The 21,831-nt window shown below is 60.8% G+C and carries 22 protein-coding genes; 2 read left to right on the forward strand and 20 right to left on the reverse strand.

Annotated elements, in window-relative coordinates:
• Nucleotides 1–81: 81 nt before the first annotated feature.
• From DH08_RS13535 to DH08_RS13625, 19 genes are all read right to left on the reverse strand, one after another.
• Entirely contained in the window at nt 82–408 is a 327-nt protein-coding gene (locus DH08_RS13535) for a hypothetical protein (protein ID WP_192179772.1), read from the reverse strand.
• A gap of 23 nt (nt 409–431) precedes the next feature.
• Nucleotides 432–1,091 (reverse strand): L,D-transpeptidase, encoded by a 660-nt coding sequence (locus tag DH08_RS13540; protein ID WP_246800823.1) that lies wholly within the window; start codon nt 1,089–1,091, stop codon nt 432–434.
• A gap of 68 nt (nt 1,092–1,159) precedes the next feature.
• Entirely contained in the window at nt 1,160–2,128 is a 969-nt protein-coding gene (locus DH08_RS13545; protein WP_192179874.1) for an ABC transporter substrate-binding protein, read from the reverse strand.
• A 379-nt stretch (nt 2,129–2,507) separates the two neighbouring features.
• Nucleotides 2,508–3,014 (reverse strand): BA14K family protein, encoded by a 507-nt coding sequence (locus tag DH08_RS13550; protein ID WP_192179774.1) that lies wholly within the window; start codon nt 3,012–3,014, stop codon nt 2,508–2,510.
• Between the two features lie 187 nt (nt 3,015–3,201).
• Nucleotides 3,202–3,678 (reverse strand): mitochondrial pyruvate carrier family protein, encoded by a 477-nt coding sequence (locus DH08_RS13555; protein ID WP_192179775.1) that lies wholly within the window; start codon nt 3,676–3,678, stop codon nt 3,202–3,204.
• A 164-nt stretch (nt 3,679–3,842) separates the two neighbouring features.
• The gene (locus DH08_RS13560) at nt 3,843–5,777 is read right to left on the reverse strand and encodes a DUF3604 domain-containing protein (protein ID WP_192179776.1); all 1,935 of its coding nucleotides are present in this window, start codon (nt 5,775–5,777) and stop codon (nt 3,843–3,845) included.
• The gene (locus tag DH08_RS13565; RefSeq protein ID WP_192179777.1) at nt 5,774–6,535 is read right to left on the reverse strand and encodes a hypothetical protein; all 762 of its coding nucleotides are present in this window, start codon (nt 6,533–6,535) and stop codon (nt 5,774–5,776) included. The genes DH08_RS13560 and DH08_RS13565 overlap by 4 nt, the downstream gene beginning before the upstream one ends.
• Before the next feature lie 10 nt (nt 6,536–6,545).
• A complete protein-coding gene (locus tag DH08_RS13570; RefSeq protein ID WP_192179875.1) occupies nt 6,546–7,541 on the reverse strand; it encodes a HupE/UreJ family protein in 996 nt (331 codons plus the stop codon).
• Between the two features lie 47 nt (nt 7,542–7,588).
• Nucleotides 7,589–8,464, reverse strand: coding sequence for a peptidyl-prolyl cis-trans isomerase (locus tag DH08_RS13575; protein WP_192179778.1), 876 nt, complete (start codon nt 8,462–8,464; stop codon nt 7,589–7,591).
• A 430-nt stretch (nt 8,465–8,894) separates the two neighbouring features.
• Entirely contained in the window at nt 8,895–9,293 is a 399-nt protein-coding gene (locus tag DH08_RS13580; RefSeq protein ID WP_192179779.1) for a hypothetical protein, read from the reverse strand.
• 54 nt (nt 9,294–9,347) lie between these two features.
• Entirely contained in the window at nt 9,348–10,157 is an 810-nt protein-coding gene (locus DH08_RS13585) for a transporter (protein WP_192179780.1), read from the reverse strand.
• Between the two features lie 56 nt (nt 10,158–10,213).
• A complete protein-coding gene (locus DH08_RS13590; RefSeq protein ID WP_246800832.1) occupies nt 10,214–11,137 on the reverse strand; it encodes a formylglycine-generating enzyme family protein in 924 nt (307 codons plus the stop codon).
• A 107-nt stretch (nt 11,138–11,244) separates the two neighbouring features.
• The gene (locus tag DH08_RS13595) at nt 11,245–12,252 is read right to left on the reverse strand and encodes an HAD family hydrolase (protein WP_192179782.1); all 1,008 of its coding nucleotides are present in this window, start codon (nt 12,250–12,252) and stop codon (nt 11,245–11,247) included.
• A gap of 20 nt (nt 12,253–12,272) precedes the next feature.
• On the reverse strand, nt 12,273–12,713 hold the full coding sequence (locus tag DH08_RS13600; RefSeq protein ID WP_192179880.1) for a hypothetical protein: 441 nt from the start codon (nt 12,711–12,713) through the stop codon (nt 12,273–12,275).
• Nucleotides 12,714–12,785: 72 nt separating this feature from the next.
• On the reverse strand, nt 12,786–14,393 hold the full coding sequence (locus DH08_RS13605) for an arylsulfatase (RefSeq protein ID WP_192179876.1): 1,608 nt from the start codon (nt 14,391–14,393) through the stop codon (nt 12,786–12,788).
• Nucleotides 14,394–14,570: 177 nt separating this feature from the next.
• Nucleotides 14,571–15,806: an alpha/beta hydrolase gene (locus DH08_RS13610; protein ID WP_428338304.1), complete on the reverse strand. Its 1,236-nt coding sequence runs from the start codon at nt 15,804–15,806 to the stop codon at nt 14,571–14,573.
• 101 nt (nt 15,807–15,907) lie between these two features.
• Nucleotides 15,908–16,234 carry a hypothetical protein gene (locus tag DH08_RS13615; protein ID WP_428338303.1) on the reverse strand — a complete coding sequence of 109 codons (327 nt, stop codon included), beginning with the start codon at nt 16,232–16,234 and terminating at the stop codon, nt 15,908–15,910.
• Between the two features lie 46 nt (nt 16,235–16,280).
• Nucleotides 16,281–17,078 carry a hypothetical protein gene (locus tag DH08_RS13620; protein WP_192179785.1) on the reverse strand — a complete coding sequence of 266 codons (798 nt, stop codon included), beginning with the start codon at nt 17,076–17,078 and terminating at the stop codon, nt 16,281–16,283.
• A 43-nt stretch (nt 17,079–17,121) separates the two neighbouring features.
• Nucleotides 17,122–17,436 carry a hypothetical protein gene (locus DH08_RS13625; RefSeq protein WP_192179786.1) on the reverse strand — a complete coding sequence of 105 codons (315 nt, stop codon included), beginning with the start codon at nt 17,434–17,436 and terminating at the stop codon, nt 17,122–17,124.
• Nucleotides 17,437–17,560: 124 nt separating this feature from the next.
• Here DH08_RS13625 and DH08_RS13630 point away from each other — a divergent pair, with 124 nt between their 5' ends.
• The gene (locus tag DH08_RS13630; protein ID WP_192179787.1) at nt 17,561–19,270 is read left to right on the forward strand and encodes a hypothetical protein; all 1,710 of its coding nucleotides are present in this window, start codon (nt 17,561–17,563) and stop codon (nt 19,268–19,270) included.
• Nucleotides 19,271–19,538: 268 nt separating this feature from the next.
• Nucleotides 19,539–20,000 carry a hypothetical protein gene (locus DH08_RS13635; protein WP_192179788.1) on the forward strand — a complete coding sequence of 154 codons (462 nt, stop codon included), beginning with the start codon at nt 19,539–19,541 and terminating at the stop codon, nt 19,998–20,000.
• A gap of 268 nt (nt 20,001–20,268) precedes the next feature.
• On the opposite strand, the gene guaA is transcribed toward DH08_RS13635, so the two are convergent.
• Nucleotides 20,269–21,831, reverse strand: a complete 1,563-nt coding sequence (gene guaA / locus DH08_RS13640; RefSeq protein ID WP_192179789.1) for a glutamine-hydrolyzing GMP synthase — start codon at nt 21,829–21,831, stop codon at nt 20,269–20,271.

Consider the following 21,831-nt stretch of genomic DNA (forward strand, 5'->3'; position numbering starts at 1 on the left):
TCTGTGCCTCGCTGGCCGGTCATGTATTGTCGCCAATTCCCCATCGTCGGAGCGACCGCTCAAGACTCCGACCGGAGCGGATCAGACAGGCTCAACCGATTTGACGGCGCCGTCGGTATCCACAAGGCAGCTTGTCTTCTTGCCGCCGGCATCGAGCTCGACCTGATAGGTCTTGGAATCGATCTTGCTCGAGGAAACCGGAAGGATCTTGGCGCTGTCGACGCCGCTCGCCTTGGCGACCGCGTTGGCGCAAAGAAGCTGAAGATCCGCCGGAGCCGTCTCGACCTGGGTCCTCGACATCTGCTCCGGAGCCGGCGGCGGCGCGCTGACGCAAGCGCTCAAGGTCTGCGCCATGGATCCAAGCGCTACGACCAGGATCGAACTTCTCACTGCACGTTTTGCCGACATTGCTTGTCCCTCCGAATGCCGCTTCAAACGCCCTTGTAAAGGGCCGCCCCCTGCATGAGAACGATGACCTTGGCCCCAACCTTCACGCGGGAAGCGAAGTCGGTGATGTCGTCGTTCCTCATCCGGATACACCCTGACGACACGTCGAGCCCGATCGTCCAGGGCTCCGGCGTGCCGTGTATCCGGTAGATCGTGTCCTGATCGCCCTCATAGAGATAAAGCGCTCTGGCGCCGAGCGGATTGTCGGGCCCTCCAGGCATGCCTGCCGCATGTTTGGCTGCGTTCGGATCACGGGCGACCATTTCGGCCGGAGGCGTCCAGGTCGGCCATTCCGCCATGCGTCCGACGCGCACGATGCCGGCCCAGCCAAAGCCTTCCCGGCCGACGCCGATGCCGTAGCGCATGGCCTGCTGACCCGACTGCACAAGATAGAGAAAATGCTTGTTGCCATCGATGATGATCGTGCCGGGCACCTCGGCGGTGCGGAACTTGACCATCTGCGGACGAAATGCCTCAGGCACCTCCTTGTGGGCGGCGTAGTATTTTCGCGCTTTCTTCTTGTCGTAATCGACCCACTTATGGGTCTGCGGATCGAACACCTGCGTCTGAGCGGCATACGCCAATGTCGCGCCGATCGCGGTCATGACAAGCGCTGCGCCAAGAACCAGGCGGCGACCAGCCATTCTTCGATCATTGCTTTTCGGAGTGCCGGACCGGTCTGCGAGCGAAAGGGTCATGTTCGTCCCCGTCCCTATTTCGACCAGGCGTTCAGCCGGTCTTGATGCTTTGCAACCCAGTCCTGTGCGTACTTGGCGGGATCCTGCCGGTCGACCTGCAATGCGTAGCTCATCTCGGTGACCTCCTCTGGAGTGAAGTCGATATGGGAGAGGAAGGCCGCCACTTTCGGCAGGCGCTTCGCCGTCGAGGACGCAAAGCCGATGTAGAAATGCGATGCGTCCCAAGCCACCGGCGCCTCCGATTTCGTAAGCCAGTCAGGGTCGTCGCTTGGCATCACGATGTGCCACTTGGCGGGATCGTATTTCGGCTCGGTCAATTCGACGATATCATGGAGCTTGAACATGTGGTGCGGACTGTAGCAGTAGAATACCATCGGTTGCCCGGTGGCCGCGGCCGCATCGACCCCAGCCATTGCCATCTCTTCCGGCATTTGCAGGAGCGTCATCGTTTTTTCATAACCGTAGCTCTTGGCCCGGATCTTCTCGATGCTCGTCGAGGACCAGCCCAGCGCACCGATCCACATTTCGCCCTTGCCATCGCCGTCGGTATCGAACGCGGCTGCTTTTTTCGGATCGGCCAGATCTGAGATGTCCTTGACGCCATATTTGTCAGCCGTCTCGCGCGTGACGCAGATGCGCTGCGTGGCCGACACACCCTTGGGGCTGAGGTCCACGGTCTTGCGCCCGTCGACGTATTTCTTGACGAGTGAATCGAGATTGGGAAGCCAGACTTCCGGATAGACGTCGACCTCCCCGGTATCCATTCCGGCGAATGCCGTCATGCCGCCCATCTCGCGCACGTCGGCGTCGAGGTCGAGTTGCTGTTTGATGCCGTATTTGATGATGTTGGCCGCCGCCTGGCCCGACGGCCAGTTCGGCATTCCGATGAGGAGATCCGCCGCATGGGACCGGCTATGTACCGCCAGCATCGTCAATGCGGCCAGCGACACTTTCAGCAGATGCTGACGAAATCGACTGTCCATTTTCTCCCCCCTGCGTCGGGACTGAAAAGAACCGTGGCGGCAACGAGAGGACTCTCGATCTGCCACGGCAAGCACCAGCCTTGTGAAACCAACCATCATCATGACGGCAAACTGCGGAACCGGCGCAACGCCGCCAGGACCGCCTTGTCTGCCAGCCGGCGTTCTATCCCGTTGATTGGTTCGTATTGTCCCCGAGCCTACCGGACCGAGCCGGCAGCGGAACGTAAGTTACGTGGAGGGCAGGGTATTTTTTTGGCCGTCCGAAGGAAGGTCGAATCTTCTCGGGAATAGGGATAGCCCTGCGGGCTGGGCTCGCATCGGAGTTGTGTCGACCACTTAGAAAATCGGTCCAAGGGCGCCCAGCCCACGACGACGAACGCTAGTAACAATTACCGGAATCGGCTTCCCTGGGCGAGCATGGGCGATAGGATCTGTTTGAGTGGTAGCCGTAGTGTCGGTTGCCGTAATAACGGTTCCCGTAATACGGGGCCCGGTAATACGGGTCGGCGTAATATGAGTCGGCGTAATACGGGGCGCGGTAATAGGGATCGCCGTAATAGGATCCGCCGTAGTACGGATCGCCGCCGTAGACGCCGCTTCGGTAATACCCGCCGTAGTAGCCGTTGTTGTTGGCGATCGCGCCGCCGAGCAGCGCTCCGGCGACAAATGCGCCGGCGGGGAACCAAAAGTCGTTATGTCGGTGGTATCCCCGACGATAGTGGCGGGAGCCGCGATAACCCCTGTACCAGCCATCCCGAACCTGGATGATATCGGACTGCGCGCCCTGTGCCCTGGGCACGAAGATCGGCGCGGCATCAACTGGAACAGGGCTCGCAAGTGCAAAAGTTGCGACCAGGGCGGTCGCTATGCCTGACTGGAATTTCATGATCGCGTCCTCGCTGGTGGCAATGTTTACCGTATGCGAAACGTCGTCATTAACTACGCCGAACGTCTTCGATCCAAAATTGTTCCAGGCGCCTGCAAATTATCTGAAGCCGCTCCGGAACATTTGACGGGCAGGCAAGGCCGCCTACCATCGGCACCTTGTAACGAACTGGATTGGCCAGCCTGAATTATCTGCTGCGGCCGGGTGCCGAGGAATGGTCTTCTCTTGCCCTGCCCAACCGTTCTATTTCGAGCGAATAGCAAAACAGACTGAACAGAACCAACAGGACTTCCAACAGTTTGGCTGCTCCCTGAACGAAAGAAGGGAATTGATCGAGTTCCGGTACGTGGCGGAAAAAGAAGACCGAAAACAAAGCGCCGCCAAAGAAGAAACTGACCCGGCTGGCAAACAGGAACAGGTGCCTCACCAAGGCATTGCGAAACGGTGCGGGGACCGCAACCCAGCAAAACCTGACCCAGTAGCAAGCTTGCAGAACCAGCGCCCCACAAGCCACCGCAGCCTGCTGATAAGCGCTGATATCCTGTGGTCTTCCCAAGTCCGTGATCACTTGCCGGAAAATCGGGAAAATCGTCAAATACAAGAACGTCACCGCAGCAGTCTCGACGACCATCAATAGGACGTAGCGGATGTTGTTGTTCTTCACTGCGTGGCGCCCTTGGAGGAGTTGCAGCGGCCAGACAAGATCATAGCGAAGCTCGCCGCGCCGAATTCGTTGGCGCCGCCGACAAGGCTCTGAACCAGTGTCGTTGGCAGACGGCGCGCGATCCGCCTGCCTCGATATCAGCCTAAGTAATCAACAGCGTTTCCTTAGCCGCCCGGCGTATACCAGATCGGCGATGTATAGGCTCGTTCCTGCGTCGTCATGGTCACATCCGGCGACATCTTGATGCCAAAGTATTTCGCATCATAGGCCGGCCAGCGCGGCGTCGGGATCTCAATGACGCGGCCATAGTAGAAGGCCCGCTGGGACGGGTCGAAATCGGGGTCCTTCCATACGGCGCTAAGCTCTGGCGCTCCGATCGTGTTGGTCCATGTGGCATTGGCCACGTCGACCGTGTCGCCAACCGGCGGCAGCTTGCCGTCGGTGCCCGGCTTGCGGTCGCCAGACCAGGCGACATCATAGACCTGTTCATGCACCTCGCCGGCGGCGTCCAGCCACCCTTTGACGATCTGATAGCGGTCGAGATTGGCGCCGATCGGATCCTTCAGCGCGGCGACCAGGAAGGTCGGCACCTTGCCCGCGGGCGCCTGGCTGAGGTCGCCGCCCATCGGCACACCCTTCGTGTAGCCGGCGATCGCCGGGCTGCGGGTATTGGCGTCGGCTTCGACGAAATCGAAGCCGCCGAAGAAGCGGACCGCCATACGCGGCCCGGTCGTGGCATAGGTTTCGCGCCGCTTCATGGCGTCGAAGATCGAGGCGCGCGTATTCTCCTGCGCCCAGACCGCCGCGTAACCCGACGCGGTCATCTGCCAATCCATGATCTTCAGCCCGAGCTTGGCATTCGACATAAAGGGATGCGACGTACGCTCCGGGTTCGGCTCGACCGACGAGACCTTACCGAAGAAGTTGTCATCGTCGGCTGTGGAGAGGCCCGTGTGAGAATCCGTACTGCCGACCAGGCCGAACTTGTAAGGATTGACCCCCAGCTTGGCTTCCAGCTTCAGCCCGTTCTTGAGCGCCGAGCGCGTATACTCGAACTCCAGCATGTCCGGCGTCTTCTTCTGCGTGAGGTCAAGATTAGCCTTGTCCCATTTCTCGAAATTGGCGAACTCGTCATTGGGAGAAAGAAAGGGGTGGCTCTCACCGTCGCCCTTCATCTGGGTGGTCTCGTAAAGCACCTCCCAACGAGCGCGCTGCTCGGCATATTCGCGATCGATCTCCTTGCCGGTGAACGATTCGATGATCGGGAACATCGTGCCGTTGCTCAGATTGCCGTTATGGGCGATCGCCAGCACCTCGCCGCCGGTCTTGTCCTCATAGTTCTGCAGCCACTTCCACAGGTCGCGCGGATTGTTGCTGCCTATGGGCGGCTGCGTCGTATAGGGCTCGACCATGGCGGCCTTGTCGCCATTGTCGCGGAAGATAACGTTGCGGTGCAGGTTGTTGCCCTTGGCGAGCGACGTCCACTCATAGCCGATGACCGCGGTGAACCGCCCGGGGACATTTGCCTCTTCGGCTGCATTGATGATGCTTTGCCATGTCGACCGATAAGCCGGGTTCCCCGGTTGGTACATAATTTCCGGCGGGAATTTTCCCTGAGCAAACGTGGTGACGATGGACATGGCAGCCTCGCCGGCCTTGCCCGACTGCATCATGTCGTACCACTCGCGGGCTTGTGGGTTCTGGAGGATTTCAGGTTTTCCGGCCAGGAAATCGCCGAAGAACCCCATATTGTCGGAATGATCGGTCACCACCAGGAAATCGAGCGGGCGCGACAGCCTGACCGGCTGCCCAGTGGACGAAATGACCTCTTCGCCCTGCGCGAATTTGTAGGCCTCACGCGGCCCGAGCCTGGCGCCGGCCGCCCCGGCGTCGAAGGACAGGGCCGTGTGCAAATGCGTGTCGCCAAACAGCGGCCGCGTCGGAAAATTGCGTCCGGCATAAGGTGAGTAGGGCCGGGCCTTGATGGCTTGCCCCGCTTCCTCGACGGTATAGGTGCCGGCATCCTGTGCCCGCGCCACCGCGCCTGCGCAGACGGTAAGCAATACAAGACTTGTGATCGTCAGAGGTTTCCGGATCATGGTCTTTCTCCCTTATGGAATGAAATTTCGGTGTGGTCAGGTGTGCAAGCGAGCTCGGCGGGTGTAGTTCCGACCGGGTGCGACTGCATCGAAGCGAAATCGATTGAACCGGCCGCCCCACTTGCCAGCGAGAGAGCAGCGTCGCTTGCACCGACGTCGGAGTAGCTACGCAGGAACTGGGCGATCTGCGGCGCCGGCCCGTAGAGACGCACCACGCTGCGCGCGACGGCTTGGCCGAAGGTCAGCCGCCGCGCCACGATTTCAGTTATTACGGCTTCGCCGGAGACGAGGACCAAATCCCCGGGCTGGGCCCCCGAGACGTGAACCGTCGTACGCAGGCCGTCGCGACCCTGATCGAAGCGTGTCCACAACATCGGCTCGACGACAACCAGGGATACCGAAGGCTGGGGGGGCGCCGGCGATGCCACCCGGAGCATGTCGCCGAATTGCTCCAGCGCCGTCGCCGTCAGCTTAAATCTGTGTCCGAACAGATCTTGTCCGGTCTGGTCGAAGTTCGCCAGCGGCAGCCGTCCCGCCGCCACCTCCCTCGATATCGCGCCGATGACATAAAGTGAATCCGGATAGATCCAATTCAGAAAACCACGCGAAACCGTTTGCGGACTATCATAGCCGCAAGCGCGTCCTTCGGATGCCGGAGCAGCGGCCATCAAAGACGCGGCAAGCGCCACAGTGGTGGCGCGTGCTAGTTTCCGGCTCATCAGGAGGCGCCCGCCCGGCAGTTTCGTGCGTGATCCCATTTGCTCCTCCTTACATGAACATCGCGTCCAACCGCTGGACGCTCCAGAATGCTGCGACAATCCCGATGGCGTAAGCCGAGGCGACAATCGACTGCCGGGGAATGGCGAAGACGCGCCCCACTGCGTAGATTGCGGTCAGCAGGACGGCGATGAAGGCAAGCTGCCCGAGCTCGACGCCGACGTTGAAGGCCAGCAGCGCCAGCGGGATGTTGCTGTGCGGCAGGCCAAGTTCGACAAGCGCGCCGGCAAAGCCAAAGCCATGTAGCAGGCCGAAGGCGAAGGCGACGATCCACGGCCGAACGATAGCCAGGCTGAGCTGCCCGCGTTGCATGCGCACGACTTCCGCCGCAACCATGACGATGCTGATGGCGATCATCGCCTCCACCGGCCGAGATGGCAGCGTCAGCCATCCCAGCGTCGCACAGCTCAGGGTGATCGAATGCGCTGCAGTGAAGGCGGTGATGGCTTTCACCAGCTTGCGCCAGTCGCGCACAATTAGCATCAGCGCCGCAACGAACAGCAGGTGGTCGAAGCCGAAGGCAATATGCTCGATGCCATGACGCACGTAGGTGACGAACACCGCCCAGGCGCTCTGCGAGGCCGGGATGATTGCCGACGGTTCGCTGGGGGTGAGACGCGCCGTCCAGCTGTTGCCGTTCGCGAACGCCACGTGGACCAGCGCGTCGGTCATGGTGTTCTGCAAGCCGTCGATCACGACGTTCTGGCCTGCGAGCGGCTCCAGGGTGCGCATGCGCCAAGTCTGCACCATAGCATCCCCAGTCGGGCGCGAGATGGTGGGCGTCACATTCTCGATCTTGCCGGAAAACAAGGCCGACAGCGCAAGCCGCGCGTCGCCCTGCATCGGCGTCTTGAGCAGTACGCTGAATTCATTGGGCGCCTCTTCCTGGAGGCTGAGATAGGCGGGACGCACCTCATGTGCGGTGGCAATTAGCGGGAACAGCATGGCGACGGCCACTGCCAGCACGACCAGCCGAACGCACTCCATCGCGGCGCGGGCACCTCGGGCGACTGCAGACCATTTGGTCAACGGGTTCATTGTGCTGCCACTTTCGGTGCGGCCCCTGGCCCCAGCGCCGCTTTCGTACTGTCGCCCAACTTGACGCCATACTTGTTGCGCAGCGCGATCAGATACTCCCGGCTGAACTCGGTCTGCTTCGCAGAGCGCCACTCAGCAAGGACCGCATCCCTGACCGTCTCGAAGGGCTTCGGCGCGGCCGCCGTGCGCTGCGTGACGAGCACAAGATGAAGGCCATAGCCGGATTTCACCGGACCGCGCCATCCGTTCGGTTCAAGCGCAAACACCTGGCGCGCAAAATCGGCACCGAACATTCCCGACAGCGCCAGCTCGTCGGTATCAGCGAAGCTGTCGCCGAACAGCAGCCGGTCGCCCTCGGTCGAGTCGACCTCGATATTCGCTGACAGCGCACCCAGCGCATCGGTCGCGTCAGCCGCCGCGTCCTTGCGATGCTCCGGGTTGAAGTAGATCTGCCGGAACGAAAGTTTTCCGGGCGTCTCGAAATGTGCTGGCTTTGCGGCATAGAACTGCCGCAGCTCCGCTTCGGTCGGCTCGGCAAGCCGGGCCGTGTCCTCGACAAGGAATTTGAGCTTTTGCGCCAGGCGGCGGCGGATGATGGTGTCGTCCTGCTCCAGGCCCATCTCCTGCGCTTCGCGCGCCATCACTTTCTCGTTCAGCAGATCGTCGACAAGACCCTTGAGCTCACCGGCGGTTGGCTCGCGCAGCCATTGGCTCGACCAGGTCTGTTTGAGCCAGCGCACGTCGCCTTCGCCGATCCGGACCGGCTCGGCGGTTGTGGCTTCGACATGCCTGTCGTTAAGCCAGGAATAGCCGCCAAACACGATTGCGCCGGCGACGGCGAAATGCAGCAGAGGCTCCCTGAGCAACGTCATCCGCTTTCCTCCGACCCGCCTACGGCAGCGTCTCGCATGACAACTCCCAGGCGGGCATTGTCAGATGCCGCATTGATACGACGGCGCCTATGTTTGCCTCTTCAATCGTGGATAGTACGCCCCAAGGAGCCGGGGTTGGAATGTAAGTTACGTGGGGCAAGCATGTAATCGCGCTACAGAGCCGCTTCCGTACGGGGCGCGAAACTCGTAAATGTGCGCGGGCGAGCGCGGGATCTTGCGGACCGGCGCGTCGGACTGCACTTCGCCTTCAGCGAGCAGACTTCGCAGTTGTACTTTTATAGCCCTTCAGAGGAGCACAGCACCATCGTTGAGCAACGTTGACCGCGGTGGTCAAATGCGACGTGCCACGAGCCGACGTGACGTTGTCCTACGTTCCAAGGATCAGCCCCCGCCGGTTGCCACCGGTTTTTCAGCGAAGTTCGCTTGGGATGCCACGTAGAAGCAGACCACCCCAGACGGCGAGAACTGCGTGAAACGCAACCGTGGGCCAAAGCATGACACCGGTCATCTTCAGGACTGTCCCCGCGTACACGAGGAGAATTGCTACGCCGGTGTTGTAAATCAGAATGCCGACGAGCAATCCGAATAGTGAAGGATTTAACTCGTCCTGCCTCGCGATCCAGCTTGCGATACCTATGGCAAGCAGCGCCGCGCCCGCAATGCGACCGACAAAAATTGTTTCAACCGTGCCGCTTTCCAATCCCAACAGGAGAGCAAATGGGACGGAAGGCAGCAAAAGAAGACCGAGACCTGTCGCCGCTTCGACCGCCGCAATTACGACCAGGAATAGCTTTCGTGTCGCGTTCATCTGTTGACCTTGTCGATCGCCAACAAGCCCGATTGGGTGATGGTGTTGGCCGTCTTACTTCTTCGGGAAGAGGAAGGTGAGCGTCGTGCGCACACCCCATTCAGGTCCGCCGGCTGGCGCGACCGCGTAATATTTGCCGCCGATTGAGAAGCTCATCGGCTGGTTGCCGATCTTGAAGACCTGCGAGGCGCTCAGATTGATGGGCACGGTCCACTGGTCAGCGGTCCAGTCGTAGCTCGCCTCGGTGTTCAGTCCGATCGAACGTCCTTTGCCCAGGCTGTAAGAGAGGAAGGGCTGCAGGAATGTCGCGTTGACGTCCGGGCGATCGTCGTCGCCGGCCACGGACCAAATGTGGTTGCCGAGTACGCCGACGGTCCAAGGCCCGGCCTGCTTGAGAAGAACGGCGGTCGGACCGATGCCGAACTGGCCGGCGCCGAGGAAGTCGTCGGTGGCCGTCGGGATGAGGAAGACCGGGCCGACGCCCCAGACGATGCCGCTGGGACCCGGTGCTTTGGGCGAGAAGAACAGGCTCTGGGTGACGTCGCCCAGCCCGAGCGTATTGCCATCGGGCGGCGGCAGGTAGTCGCGATAGGCGATCGGCAGGATCGTGCGAGAGATCATGGTCCAGTCGTCGCTGATCGAAATAGGAATGACCGGCTGCAGGTTCAACGTATAGGCAAAACCGTTGTCGCCGGCTCCCGCGCCGAAGTCGAAATTGCTTTGCATCGGCACGCTGATGAGGCTGGCAATCGGATTGGCGAGCTGCTTTGACAACTCGTCGGCGTCCTGCGCCAAGGCAGCGCCGGCGCCAGCCAGGACGGCTGTCGACAGCACGAACAGACAGGCTGGAACGGTTCTCTTCATTGTATCCCTCCATTCTCAGGCGCACGGACCGAGGATCCGCCCCGTCGTCAGAAGTCTCACCCATCCTTGCTGGGCGGTGAACGCACGATGCAACGGAAACCAAGGTGGCTGGTCGACGTGTCGACGGGCTGAGCCATCCGCGCGGCCGGGCGGTAGCGCCGGCAGTAATTCGGCGCGCAAAGATGCGACCCACCCTTCATCACCTTGCGTGGGATCTTGATCGCCGGCTGTCTTGGATCGAGACTGTCCTCCCGCTTGGCGCCCCGGGGGTTGTCCACCGTGCAGCACGGGCTGTCGATCTGGCCATGCTCCTGGTACCAGTCGGTCGTCCATTGCCAGACATTGCCGGCCATGTCGTAGAGGCCGTAGCCGTTGGCGGGGAACGAACCGACCGGCGCTGTATATTCGAACCCGTCATCGAGCGTGTTGCGGTAGGGGAACTCGCCCTGCCATATGTTGGCCATATGCTTGCCGCCGGGCGTCAACTCATCGCCCCAGGCGAACTCGGCACCATCGAGCCCGCCGCGCGCCGCGAACTCCCACTCGGCCTCGGTCGGCAGTTCCTTGCCGGCCCATTTTGCATAGGCTTCGGCATCCTCGTAGGCCACATGGACGACCGGGTGGTCGGCAAGCTTCTTGATCGAGCTCGCCGGGCCGCGCGGACGACGCCAGTTGGCGCCGCGCACATAGACCCACCAATTGTAGTGGTCGCGAAGATCGACCCGTTGTTTGGCCTTGATGAACACCACAGACGAAGGCGCAAGCATGTCGGGCTGCCAGCCGGGATAATCGTCCGGGTTCGCCGGGCGCTCGGCCGCCGTCACATATCCGGTTTCCTCGACGAAGCGCGCGAAGTCGCGGTTGGTGACGGTGCAAATGTCCATCCAGAAGCCGCCCACCGTCACTCGGTGCGCCGGCGCCTCTTCCGGATAGTGCTTGTCGGAACCCATGAGGAACGTGCCGCCGGGAATCCAAGCCATCCGGTCGTGGTCTGAATTGGTCGGCGCGGAGCCTGCGAGATCGGTGTCGGCAAGTTTTGTCATGGCTTTTATCGTGTCGTTCTTGATGCGATGTCCTGTGAGGCCACTCAGGGTTCGAACGAAAACACCTTAGCCCAGTCTGCCTTCATGTCGACAACCGTCCAACCGCCATCAGCGGCCGCGTCGAGGCCCTTGTCGAGGCGGCCGATGCTCGACTGCCGATCGTAGGCCCATTCCCGCTCCGCGTCGGTGTGGTGGACATAGAGACAGAAGTGCGGTCCGGAACCAGAACAGGTCCACTGCAGCATCTGCAGATCGCCGTCGGAATTGCCGAACGCCGCGATGGGCCGCCGGCCGATATGCTGGTGGATGCCGACGGGCTTGCCGGCCTTGTCGTCGATGAAGTTGATTTCCGGCAGCCGCATGATCACCGGGATGCCGCCCTGCATTTCGAAACTGGTCTTGCCGCTGCTGCCGACGACCTGCTCGGGCGGTATGCCATAGACCTTCTCCGTCCACGGACGCATGAAATCGATGCCGCCGCCCGAGACGATGAAGGTCTTGAACCCGTTGGCCCGCAGATAGGTCAGGAGCTCCAGCATCGGCTGATAAATCATCTCCGTGTAGGGCCGGCCGGTCTTCGGGTGCTTGGCGCTCGCCATCCAGTCGAGAACGATCTGATCAAACTCGTCCGTGGTCATGCCGGAATGCGTGGCCATGACGATTTCCATGATCGCCGGTTCGCCGCCAGCGAGCGCGGCTTTCACGTCGCCCTTCAGCAACGAGGCAAAGGGCTCTTTGTCCTTCCACTCCGGATGCTGCGGCGCCAGCGCCTTCACGCGGTCGAGGGCGAACAAGAGTTGAAAATACATTGGCTGCTCCGCCCAGAGCGCGCCGTCGTTGTCGAAAACGGCGATGCGTTCGGCGATCGGGACGAAATCCGCCGAACCTTCCGCAGTCACGCGTTCGACGAAGGCGACGATGGACTGCTTGGCCTGGCCGTCATTCCAAGATGGAAGCTGATCGGCGTTCTGCGCGGTGGCAGAGGCAGCGACCCCCAATGACAGGAGGATGGACAAAAGGTAGCGCTTCGCGGCGCAAGCAAGATTGGTCATAGCTTGATGTCTCCTCTAGGTCAGCGCCCCTCGGGAGCGCCATCATCAAAGAAGCGGTTACCGGGAAGGTGATCGCTCGGGTTCGTTGGGCCTGACTTTCTCGCGGTAGCTGCCAAACCGGCTGACTGACGTCCGTCGCGGTGTTCGAACAGCAGCGTCCAAAGCCTGCCTTCCCCAAGCGCGACGTTGAGTTCCCTGGACGCCAAGTAGGGGATCAATATCAGCAGCATGATCAGGCTTGTCACAAGCGTCTGCGGCAGCTTGTATCCTCCGAATTCAGCGAGGGAGGCGGCGCTTGTTCGCCTGTGAACCAGCCCGACGATGACTTCCTCAACGACCGAGAGGACGAGAAGCAGGATCAGATATAACAGGGCCTTGTAGGCTATGACGTAGACGATCCTGCTTCGACGCCGGTCGCCCTGAGCAATGGTCTCGGTCGAAGGATTGTTCGCGACTGCCATTGATCTGCTTCCGAGTTGGCTTGGAGGCCGCGCCTTCCGACAGTGCGAGCGCGGCCTATTCAGAGCGAAGACTCAGTTTCTGCCACCCTCCTGCAATTTCGCCAGAACCTGATCGAGCGAGAAGCTGCCGGGCTTCTGCCGCGGCGGAAACTCAACATAGGTTTGGAGGTGTTTGGCGACATAAGCCTGCGCCGGCACGAGCGCGAAGGCGTGCTCGACACGCCATCTGTCGTATTCCCCGGCGTCCGTCTGCGCCCGTTCGAACGGGTCACCCTTGATGTCGAAGAGCTTCGGGAACCGCAGCGGAATCAGCGGGTTCTCCCACACGGCAAGCCCCTCCTCGCGCTGCTCGAGGAAGACCATCTTCCAGCGTTCGTAACGCAAGGCGGCGAGGTTGCCGTCATCCGTCCAGTAGAAATATTCCCGGCGCTTGCCTTCGCCTTCGCCGGCCAACACGTCGCGTTGGTCGTAGCCATCCAGATGCACTTTGAAGCTCTTGCCGGCGGCATCGTACCCGGTCAGCAGTTTTTCTACGACGTTTGGTTCGCCTGCGGCGGCGACCAGCGTCGGCACGAAGTCTTCATGTGACGTTATGTGGTTGATTTCGGTTCCGGGCTTAATGACGCCCGGCCAGCGCATCATGCAGGGCACGCGGTAGCCGCCTTCCCAGTTCGTGTTCTTCTCGCCTTTGAAGGGCGTGGTGCCGCCGTCCGGCCACGAGAAAACCTCCGCACCATTGTCGGTCGTCCAAAGGACGATGGTGTTGTCGGCGATGCCGAGGTCATCGAGCTTGCCCAGAAGCTGACCGACCATGCCGTCCATCTCCACCATGGCGTCCGCATAGATGCCCAAGCCGGTCTTGCCCTTCGAGGCCTCCTTGAGAAAGGTGTAGATGTGGGTGCGGGTCGAGTTAAACCAGCAGAAGAACGGCTTCCCATCCTGGCTCGATCGCTCGATGAAGTTGAGCGCGCTGCCGAGGAACTCTTCGTCCACGGTTTCCATGCGCTTCTTCGTCAGTGGGCCGGTATCCTCGATCTCCTGTTTGCCCACCCGTCCGAAGCGCGGATCCTCGGTAGGATCGTCGGTTGCACTGGCCTTGCATTTCATCACTCCGCGTGGACCGAACTTGGCCTTGAACTCGGGGTTCTTCGGGTAGTCAGGATGCTCCGGTTCGTCTTCGGCGTTGAGGTGATAGAGATTTCCGAAGAATTCGTCGAAGCCGTGAACGGTTGGCAAGTGCTCGTTTCGATCGCCGAGATGGTTCTTGCCGAATTGCCCGGTAACATAGCCCTGCGGCTTGAGCAGTTCCGCAAGTGTCGGATCCTTCTCCGACAGCCCTTCCTTGGCCCCGGGCAGACCGACCTTCAGGAGTCCGGTACGGAAGCATGACTGGCCGGTGATGAATGCCGCACGGCCAGCGGTGCAGGATTGCTGGGCGTAGTGATCTGTGAAGATTGCGCCCTCTTTGGCAATCCGGTCTATGTTCGGTGTGCGGTAGCCCATCATGCCGCGATTATAGGCGCTGATGTTCCAGTAGCCGACGTCGTCGCCGAAGATGACGACGATATTCGGCTTTTTCGCGGTGTCTTGCGCTTGCGCCGGGCTGGTTGACGCAACTGGCGCCAGGGTTGCTGCTGCAAACAGCGAGACGCCACTCAACAGAAGGTCTCGGCGTCGCATCGACAATGCCGTCTGGCTTTCATGATCGGTCGAGCTGGGTTGCTTTTGCTTGTCACTCATCTGGTGTTCCTCCCTAGTGCTTCTGTTTCAAGATGACTCAGGTTTTCTTGTTGTCGGCGAAATTGGTCATTCGCGGCCGCAAGTCATGAGCGCTCGCTTGAGAGCGTTCCTCGGGGATTACTTCTTGCACTCCTTCGTCGATGGTGCGCCGGATGCGCACTTCTTGCTGCCTTGCGGGCCGGTCAAAGCCTCGACCTCGTTGCCGTAGTTTTCCCTGGTGTTCTGATCGACCACCGCAACAGGCGCCGCAATCACCAGTCCCGCCGCGCTGCCCGCAGCAGCCGCCGCACCGGTCGTGGCCTGCACGATCGTATCGCCAAGGCCAACCCTGCTATCGGTCAGGGTCTGGCCGCCGGCCATCCGCGTTCCGATCAGCTGCACGATCTGCGGCGATGAGGCAAACTTGCCGTGATTCAATGGGTCCCCGGATTTGACTTTCGTCAGATCGATGACGGTTACATTGTTGCTCGCCAGTTCTTCCTTGTATGGGGCCTGCTCCGGATCAATCGATCCGAGCCGGGGGATATTGCCCCAGACCCGTCGCGAGACTCTCAGCGCGCGATCGTCCTGCGAGACAAACAGGGTGAACTGCGGGTGCTGTTTGCCCATGTCGGCAATCTGCGTGCGAAACACGTCGACATCGACGTCTGGCGCAGCCAGCATGACGTTCTTGAATTTCTTCGGCAGGCCGCCATTGCGTATCGCCATCTGGCGCAACGCTTCCAGCGCAAGCCAGTTGCCCATCGAGTGGGCGAGGATCGAGACCTCCTTTATCTCAGGATCGCGAGCCAGATACTGGAACAGCAGTTCGAGGGCATTTCGCGTGTAGTTGGTGCTTTCGCGATCGTAGCCATAGGCCAGCGTACTGCCTCGGGAAGGCCATGTGACCAGGATCGGAGCGCTGTTTGTGCCCGTGTCTTTTGCGATCTGCGCAAAGCGATAAAGGGAGTCTTCGAAGCGATTGTTGAAGCCATGGATGAAGACCAGCACGCTGCGGTCCGGGCTCTTCCTGACAGAGGCGCGGAGCCACGCCTTCGCGCCCTCCCGTGTCATTTCTTCGGCTTTCACCACCGCGAAATCGGTTGCCGGGTTTGAGGGCAGCTTCTTGGGCCAGGCGACCTCGCCGACCTTGCGCACCGACGCCGGTGGGATCGACACCGTAATGTCTGAAAATGAAGGAGCTAATCCGCGCTCGCCCGTGTACATCTCGGCCGGATTGGCAGAGCGAGCGCGGGTCGTCGTTACCAGCATCTCCACCTTGCTGGACGAAGGCGACGTATCGGCCACCGGCAGCAGCACGTTGGTGGGACGCGTCGCGCAGCCTGACAGCCAGCCAACCAACGCCAATGCCAGCAGGACGCTGTTTCTACGCCCGATTTTCGACTTGCTTACCAACAGCACGCAAAGTCCTCCCCTGCGCCGGGGGTTTGATACCGCCGGCGAAACAACTGCTATCAGTTGATATGAACAACCACGTACCGGGAGCCCGTGCGCTGATAGTAGGTCGCGCCGCAGTGCCAGACCGCCGTTCCGTTGACCGTGGTTTTAACGCAGCCGGCGGGAAGCGCTTTCACGTAGACATTCGTCCTGCGGATTGTTCGCCGTGTCGTGCGCCGTGCGACACCTGCTGCGCTTCCTGGCGTAAGAGGCCGGCCAACCTTCGCGTTCGCATCAGTCGACACCGAGCCTGTCGTTACCAGGGAGATCGGATCGACCTCGACGAAAATTGCCAAAGCCAGGGCCAGGACGAGACAGTTGCGCATCGTGAGCTTCATTGTCATTTCCTCCCTTTTGTTTGGCCATCGATCCAGCATCCAAGTCTGGATGCTAGAAACGGATGACCAATCCCATGATCGGTCCTTGCTGGACCACATCGAAGACGAAGCCGTCGTTTCGGTAATTGACCCCGAGTGCGCGGTAGCCGGCGACCGCCGAAAAGCGTTCGTTGAACCGGTATCCCAGTGCGGCTGCTACGTCCCAGTCGAGATTGGCGCCGCCTGCACCAACCATGCCCCAGCCCGTCAGATAGACTTCGGGGGTGAGTGAATACGTCGCGCGAACACCGGCAAGCCCATCGACCCAGGTTGCCCCGTCGCTGCGGGACACGCCGTCAAGGATGCCGCCGTGGAAGTCGAGATCAGTGTTGACCGACCAAACCCTCATGGCGGCGACGAGATCGAGGCGCCCGGCGTCACTCTGGATGATCGAATACCCCGCTCCGACCAACCCTGAAAACGTTTCGGAAGTGAGATCGACACTGGTGGCGAGGACGCCTCTCGGCGTGCCGCTTCCCGTCGACAGCTTTACATACTGGAGGTCGCCGAAGATGCTGTACCGATCGTAGCGCGCCTCCGCGACCGCCATCGCCGCAAAGTCAAGATTCTCCAGGATGTCGCCAAAATTCGCGTCGACGTCGACCGTGGGAAGACCGAACTGCGACACGCTTCCAGACAGTCCCGCCGCCCAGAAATAAGGCGCGACGGAGAACGTCCAACCTTGCTCGCTTGCTACGGGTTTAAGCTCCGGCGTCACCGGGGAGACCACATCGGCGGCGCCTGCGGGACCGGCAAGGCAGAGCAACCCAAGAATGGCACAAGCCCGAGTTCCAGTACGACAGAGGGTCATTATTTTCGTGGCTCCCTTTAGAATTTCGCTGACGGTGGCGGCATCATTTCTTGGGTGTTGTTCGAATCCGGCCTATCGCGGGGATTCTTGCAACGTCAGCATTCAGCACTGCTCCAACCTCGCCAGTCAACCTATCCACCAGTTCCTGCCATTCGGATCGTCTCGCCTCGCGTAATGCCGTCGGCAGCTCCTCGACCCTGGAAAGCGCCAGCTCTGCATCCGCCAGTTCCTCGCACATGTCGCGAAAGGTCTCACTGCGGTCCATCAGCCGATGGACCGTCAGCTCGAATTGAGGAAATCGGCGCACCGCCGCCGAGACCGCTCTTGTTTTGTTGTGCGACCTGTCTTCTCTTTCCATGACGCCAATTCATCGACCTGTCGCAACAGTATTGCAAAGAGCGGGCAGCGGGAGGTAAGTTACGTGGACAAGCATGTAACCGCGCCACCAGAAGTTGCGGCTGCAAAATTCAGGCGAGGAGACGGTGATCCAGGCGGGAACGTCCGCAGTCGGGGAGCACGAGTTGCCCCTTGAGGCTTGCCGCACCCAACTTGGACTTATCATCGACAGTGCTGACTTCGATGCCACTGGCCGCGAGCGACGCTTTCTCAGCCATGTGGTGGAAGAGGTATTGTCGGGTCGTGGCGATCGCATCAAGGCCTATTCGATCGCAATCGAAGTGTTCGGCCGCGGCGAGTCTTTCGACCCTCAAATCGATCCGATCGTCCGTATCGAGGCTGGCCACCTCAGGCGTGCGCTCGAGCGTTACTATCTGACATCGGGACAAACAGACCCAATCCTGATTACGATTCCAAAGGGGGGTTATGTTCCTGTCTTCTCGCTCCGTTCGCCGTCTGCGCCAGCAGCGCCCCCGCTGCCGGTTGTTTCGCAAAAGTCAGCCGTCTTTCCAGCACGGCGGGTGGCGTTGCTGTTGCCGGCCTTGGTAGGTGCGGCCCTTCTCGTGGCTGCAGCAGCGGCGCTGGCGTGGTCGTGGACATCCGTCAGGCCGGGCGCGCCGGTAACGCCCCGTGTGCTTGTGGAGAATTTTGACAATCTGACCGGCACTCAGACCGGGTCGGCGATCGCCATCGGATTGAAGCAGGAGATTGTCAGCCAGCTTTCCAAATTCAAGGACATCGTGGTCATGGAACCGCCCGCAAACGGCGGGGATATATCACCACCAAGATTTGTTCTTGCAGGCAGCGTCAACCTCGTTCCGGACGCATTCTGGCTTCGGATGCGGCTGATCAACCGGGCCGACGGTTCGATAGTCTGGTCTGATAGTTACAATGGTGGATTGAAAGTGGCCGATCTCGTCAAGGCCCAGGCCGATATTGCGAGCGAGGTGGCGACCAGCCTGGCTCAGGCTTACGGCGTCATCTTCCAGGCCGATGTTAAGCTGCGCGTCAACAATCCTCCCGACGATTGGGCGGCCTATTCCTGCACGCTTTCCTTCTACGAATACAAGACCACCCTCGAACCAGCAGCGCGAGCATCGGTACGCGGCTGCCTCGAGAAGACAGTGGATCGCTTCCCGGACTACGCCACAGCCTGGGGGCTTCTTTCGTTGATTTACATAGATGAGTACCGGTTCGAGATTCCAGCCGATCCAGCCTCGTCGGCGGCAGCCCTCGAGCTTGGCTTGGCAGCGGCAAGGAAGGCTGTGGAAGCTGACCCTCTCAACGTCCGCGGACGTCAGGCAGAAATGCTTGGGCTTTATTTCAGCAAGGAAATCGATGCTGCACTGAGCGTTGGCAAACAGGCCTTGGCCATCAACCCGAACGACACCAATTTTATGGGCGAATATGGAGAGCGCTTGGCGCTCTCCGGCAATTGGCATGATGGATGCGCGTTGCTTAATGAAGCGCGTGAAAGAAATCCCGGCGCCCTACGCACCTTTGAGGTGGACCTGGCCCTTTGCTCCTATTTCAGCGGCGACTATCAGCAGGCAGCCATGTGGCTCAAGAGATCATCGGTTCCTTCGAATCCGCTCTACCATTTGATTGCTGCTGCGGTTTACGGCGAGGCAGGAAACAAAATCGAGGCCGATCGCGAGCGTGCCTGGCTGGTCCAAAATGCACCGAATCTGGTGGAGAACGTGCGCCAGCAAGTTTCGATGCGTTTGGCCCGTTCGCAAGATGTCGAATTCGTCATCGGGTCGCTGAAGAAAGCCGGCTTCGACGTGGCGGACTGAGAGCAAATTATGTCAGGACTGACGGTCAGCAACAATAGGTGGATCTTACGCGTCCGACAGTCCTTTGCAACCCGGACCAACAGTTGGGTTGTAAGAAGAGGCACTGATTTGGTACCGCGCGGGATCCCGCACCGGAGACGTCGCGGTCGAAGGCGGTGACCACGACGAGCTTGGGGGTTTCTGCTGGACGGGTAAGCCCGATGTGCCTCTATTGACGCCCACCATACGGTTAGGGCACGTTTCGAAGAGTATTTTCAAGGGGGGTGTCATGGCCGACAAGATCCACGGATTTCTGCCTGCCACGGCCGAAATGCCGACTGACCGTCAGCGGTTGATTATCCGCTATATCTTCGGAGTCTTGATCGACCTCGTGGTGCTAAACCTGTTCGATGAGTTTTCGGACAGCGTTACGGTCGCTTCCTTCAGCGTGTCGTTGCTTGCAGCCATCTTGTTGCAGGCCCTTCTGAAGGGGACAATCGCTATTGAGCATCAGGTCGCCGTGTTCTTCGCGGCAAGGCAAGGTGCCTTCATGAAGTTCATGCGATTCTTCGGCGCATGGGTGGTGCTGTTCCTATCCAAATTCGTGATCCTGGAGGCGATTACCTTTGTGTTCGGGGATAGGGTTCGCTTCGAAGGCATGCTGCACGGGGTGGTGCCGCTGATTATCGTCGTCATGGCCATGCTCATCGCCGAGGAAGTCATCGTCCGGTTCGTCAGATGGATCCGTTGAAAGGCTGTTCACTCCACGTGGGAGGCACTGCTTCTCCTAGCGGGACGCCGGGCGCGGTCCGGAGCGCGTCAAGCTGTTCCTGAAGGCGACCGTTGAGAACGGTCATTTCCTTGAGCGCCTCATCAGGTGGCCCTTGTGAATGGCAACGAACCTGTCGGCGACAGCCCTGAAGGGCAGCCGGGCGATCTCGCTGCAGCGCCGCCGTCGGTGAGGTGACGAACGGGGCGGGACGGCTTTAGCAAGCCACGCTATTGCCGCCGGTTACCCGCTACTCCCACTCGATGGTGCCGGGCGGCTTTGAGGTCACGTCGTAGACGACGCGGTTGATGCCGCGCACTTCGTTGATGATGCGGGTGGCGGCGGCGCCCAGGAAGCCCATGTCGTAGTGGTAGAAGTCCGCCGTCATGCCGTCGACGGACGTCACGGCGCGCAGGGCGCAGACGAATTCGTAGGTGCGGCCGTCGCCCATCACGCCGACGGTCTGCACCGGCAAGAGCACGGCAAAGGCCTGCCAGATGGCGTCGTAGAGGCCGGCCTTGCGGATCTCGTCGAGATAGATGGCGTCGGCCTCGCGCAGGATCTCCAGCTTGTCGCGAGAGATGCCGCCCGGGCAGCGGATGGCGAGACCGGGGCCGGGAAAGGGATGGCGGCCAATGAAGCTCTCGGGCAGGCCGAGCTCCTTGCCGAGCGCCCTGACCTCGTCCTTGAACAGTTCGCGCAGCGGCTCGACCAGTTGCATGTTCATGCGCTCGGGCAGGCCGCCGACGTTGTGGTGCGACTTGATGGTCACCGACGGGCCGCCGGTGAAGGAGACGCTTTCGATGACGTCGGGATAGAGCGTGCCCTGGGCCAGGAAATCGGCGCCGCCGAGTTTTTGCGCCTCTTCCTCGAACACCTCGATGAACAGCCGGCCGATGGTCTTGCGCTTCTTCTCCGGGTCGGACTCGCCTTCCAGCGCCGAGATGAAACGATCAGAAGCGTCGACCAGGATCAGCGGCAGATTGTAGTGCTGGCGAAACATCGCCACCACGCCGGCGGCCTCGTCCTTGCGCATCAGCCCATGGTCGACGAGGATGCAGGTCAGCTGGTCGCCGACCGCCTCGTGGATCAGCAGTGCCGCGACCGAGGAATCGACGCCGCCCGACAGCGCGCAGATGACCTTGCCCTTGCCGACCTGCTTGCGGATCGTCTCGACCGCGTGCTCGCGATAGGCCCGCATCGTCCAGTCGCCTTCGATGCCGGCGATGTTGTGGACGAAATTCCGCAGCAGCTTTGCGCCGTCCGGCGTGTGCACCACTTCGGGGTGGAACATGATGCCGTACATCTTGCGCTCGACATTGCCGAAGATGGCGAAGGGCGAGCCTTCCGACCGGCCGAACACCTCGAAGCCCTTGGGCAAGGAGATGACGCGATCGCCATGGCTCATCCACACCTGGTGGCGCTGGCCGGGCGCCCACAGGCCCTCGAACAGCGGGTTGTCCTTCTCGATCTCGACATAGGCGCGGCCGAATTCGCGATGGTCGGAGCTTTCGGCGACACCGCCCATCTGCACGCAGAGCGTCATCTGGCCGTAGCAGATGCCCAGCACCGGCACGCCGGCATCGAAGACGATTTGCGGCGCGCGCGGGCTGCCGATGTCGGAAGTCGAGGCCGGACCGCCGGAGAGGATCACCGCTTTGGGATTGATGCGCTTGAAGGCCGCCTCGGCCGACTGGAACGGCACGATCTCGGAAAACACGCCGGCCTCGCGGATGCGGCGGGCGATGAGCTGTGTAAACTGGCTGCCGAAATCGACAATCAGGACGGTGTCGGGGTGATTGGCTGTCTTCAT

It is taken from the genome of Mesorhizobium amorphae (genome assembly GCF_014843845.1).
Lineage (GTDB): Bacteria > Pseudomonadota > Alphaproteobacteria > Rhizobiales > Rhizobiaceae > Mesorhizobium > Mesorhizobium amorphae_A.